This is a genomic window from Stenotrophomonas sp. RS-48 (genome assembly GCF_030053245.1).
GTDB classification, from domain to species: domain Bacteria; phylum Pseudomonadota; class Gammaproteobacteria; order Xanthomonadales; family Xanthomonadaceae; genus Stenotrophomonas; species Stenotrophomonas maltophilia_P.
The window spans coordinates 1-2,995 of sequence record NZ_JASGBV010000137.1 but is presented as its reverse complement, the minus strand read 5'-3'; the positions used below and the strand labels follow the sequence as shown (position 1 = coordinate 2,995).

2 protein-coding genes and 1 pseudogene are annotated in these 2,995 nt (G+C 65.2%); 1 reads left to right on the top strand and 2 read right to left on the bottom strand.

The features are described from left to right. Both QMZ25_RS18760 and QMZ25_RS18755 read right to left on the bottom strand, forming a co-directional pair. On the bottom strand, positions 1-267 hold a 267-nt coding region (locus QMZ25_RS18760), incomplete at its 3' end, for a DUF4880 domain-containing protein (protein ID WP_283220121.1). After that, positions 264-773: an RNA polymerase sigma factor gene (locus QMZ25_RS18755; RefSeq protein ID WP_080375219.1), complete on the bottom strand. Its 510-nt coding sequence runs from the start codon at positions 771-773 to the stop codon at positions 264-266. The genes QMZ25_RS18760 and QMZ25_RS18755, both read right to left, overlap by 4 nt. A 400-nt stretch (positions 774-1,173) precedes the next feature. On the opposite strand from QMZ25_RS18755, the pseudogene QMZ25_RS18750 reads away from it, so the two are divergent. Then, positions 1,174-2,995 (top strand): annotated as a pseudogene (locus tag QMZ25_RS18750) (autotransporter outer membrane beta-barrel domain-containing protein); the annotation flags it as partial.

The following is a 2,995-nucleotide window of genomic DNA, read 5'->3' as shown; positions in this document are numbered from 1 at the left end:
AGCGACGCCGGGCAGCCAGCGGCGCCGGGCCGGATGCGCGGCGCGCGCCGCCGCCGTGCGCAGCCAGGGATCCTGGGCCAGACCCGCACTCTGCTGATAGAGCGTTTCGGCCTGTACCCACGCCTTGACGTGGCGGGTGTCCTCCGCCAGCCAGTCTTCGAAGCGCTCGCGTTCCTCGGGCGTGCAGTCGTGTGCCTCCAGGCGCGCCACCCAGGCGCTGGCGCGCTCGAACACTCCCGCCTCTTCCGTGTGCCGGGTGCTGATCATTCGTTGTCCCTGTCGTTGTGCAGCGGGTGTGGCCCCAGCTCCTGGCGCAGGCCCTGCAGTGCACGGGCGATGTGTTTTTCCACGGTCTTGGCGGTGATGCCACAGTGCTGCGCGATCTGCGTGTAGCTCATCCCGGTGATCCGGTTGAGCAGGTACACCTCGCGCGCGCGCTCCGGCAGTTTGAACAGGGCCTGCCGGAGCAGGGCGAGCATCTGCCCGGATTCGGCCTGGCGCAGAGGGTCGGCTGACGTGCTGGAGGGCTCGTCGCTGCCATCGCGCTCGGCCAGCGACAGATGCGGTCTCGCCTGCGGCGAGCGGCCGCGGTCTGCCAGGCGGTTGCGGGCGATACGATACAGCAGCAGGCGCAGCTCCTCGGTGCCGTGCGCGCGATAGCGGATCAACCGTTCCATGCAGTCCTGGGCGATGTCCTCCGCATCCTCCGGGCCCACCCCACGGGTACGCAGGAAAGTGCACAACGGCGCGCGCTCTTCCCTTACGAACGTGATGAAGGCGTCCGGAGGCCCAGGCGGATCCGGTGCGCGATGGATCAGGGGGGACGAAGCGGACAGGGCTGGCCTCGGGCAACGATGAGGGGGGGGGCGTCACCGAGTTTTACGCGACGATGACCGGATGGGGAAGAGCCGCCGGCCTGCACGTGTCGATCATGAATTTGTTCACCTTTCACCCAGATGGCCACTGGGGGTGTTACCGCCCTTTCTGCGTTTTTAACTTTGCCGGAGGCTGTATTTCTCCTGTAAAAGCGTTCAAGAGCGCGAACTCAGCCACAGTTTTGACTGCCAACTTGATCTGAATCCGTTCATTCTTTTCCATGGCATGCAGCGGGGGAGGGCCTCCCACTCTGACGTTTAGCTTCCCGTCCGCGTGTTGCGGGGGAGAGAGAACGGTATGAAGCAGTCCAAGTTAAGTCTGGCCCTGGCCGGCCTGATTGGTGTTGGCGTCATGGTCAAGGCTGATGACGCCATGGCAATGAACTATCACGTGCAGGGAGACCGCATCTTCCTCAGCGGTGGCGTCACCTTCGCCGACGTCGTTTCGCTGCCGGCGCTGCTGGCCAAGGCGCAGGCCGAGGGGCGGCCGATCCGGGAGGTGGTGCTGCGTACCTCCAACGGTGGCGCGCTGATCGCCGGCGAGTGGCTGCAGGGGGTGATCCGCACGTCCGGCCTGAACACCATCGTGTCGGGCCATTGCATCTCGTCCTGCTCGATCATGCAGTCCGGTGGCGTGGAGCGTTATCTTGCCGGTGATCTGCCGATTGTCGATTCGGTGGAGATCCATGCGGCCAACAACGGCAGCAATGTGATCTACGAGCCGTCGCCGCGCATGACCCAGATCTACACCGGCAACTATGGCGGCGGCATGGATGCTGGGCTGCTGCACAAGGCGATGTACGAAGTGGTCAAGCCCAACGGCCTGCTGGTGTTCCGCGATCCTGCGCGCACCCCCGGTACGTCGGTCACGTTCGATCCGGATGGCAGCGGCAGCGCGCTGGAGTCGTTCCCTGGGCAGGACATTCACAGCAACCGGATCATCACCGCAACCGGCTATCGTGATCCGGGCGATACGTTGAATGTCACTGCGGACGTCACCGGTGACATCAATCCGGGCTACCTGCGGTCGGGACGCCAGCTGCAGACCTTCGTCGATGATGACTTCGCGCGCTGGAGCACCGACCGGCCGTCGGCGTACTTTTCCTACGCACTGACCATCTACAACCTTTCCAGCACGGGTCCGCAGGGCATCGGCGCTGGTTCGGTGCAGGATTATCTGAGCGATCCCGGCGTGCAGGCCCTGCTGCTGTCCAAGCTTCGGCTGGGCGATCTGGACGCGTCCACGCTGGACGATTCGATGGGCGTGATCCGGATTGCCAATGGCGCTGTCTGGCGCTCGTCCGCAACCACCGGTGCGGACTTCATGCTGGTCGACAATGGCACCATCGCCCTGGAAGGTGGCGCCCTGCGTGCCCCGGAAGTGCGTGTGCTCGGTGCGGGCATGCTGGTCGGCCACGGCGACGTGGCGGGCACCGCGATGGACAGCACTGCATTGCTGGGTGGCACCGGCCCGTCCTGGCGCGAGGATGGCTTCAACCGCCTGCGCGTGTTCGGCACGCTGATGCCGCGCGGAGGTGATCTGGTCACCCATGGCTACGTCAACATCATGCCCGGCGGCAAAGTGCTGTTCGACGTGACCGAGAGCGGCGACAGTGCCGGTGGTCGCGTGCGCGTGGGTAATTTCTTCGACCCGTCCACCAACAAAGTGCTCGATGGCGCGCTGGTGATCTCCAAGGGCGCCTTCCTTGAACTGAACGTGGCGCAGGGCTATTACAGCAAGGACTTCCGTCGCGATCTGGTTGAAGGCCCGATCTACCAGGATGGCTTCCAGGAGGTCGTGCGGCTGGGCGACACTGGCTACCGCGCCAGCATCAGCGGCGGTGAGGTGTTCCGTCCGCGCCACAACTCGCTGTTGAGTTTCAATGTCAGGCAGACGGCCGACGGTCTGTGGCTGACCGCCAACCCGGGCTTCGACCAGTGGGATCTGTTCGCCAACGGCCCGTCCGGTGATGACCTGGGGCGTGTGCTGGGAGCTGCATCCGATCGCCAGGACAGTGGCCTGAAGCCGCTGCTGGGCGTACTGCAGTTTGCCGACCGCGACGTGGTCGCGCAGCAGGCCGGTGCGCTGCGTGGCGATGCGCACGCCACCCTGCGCCTGG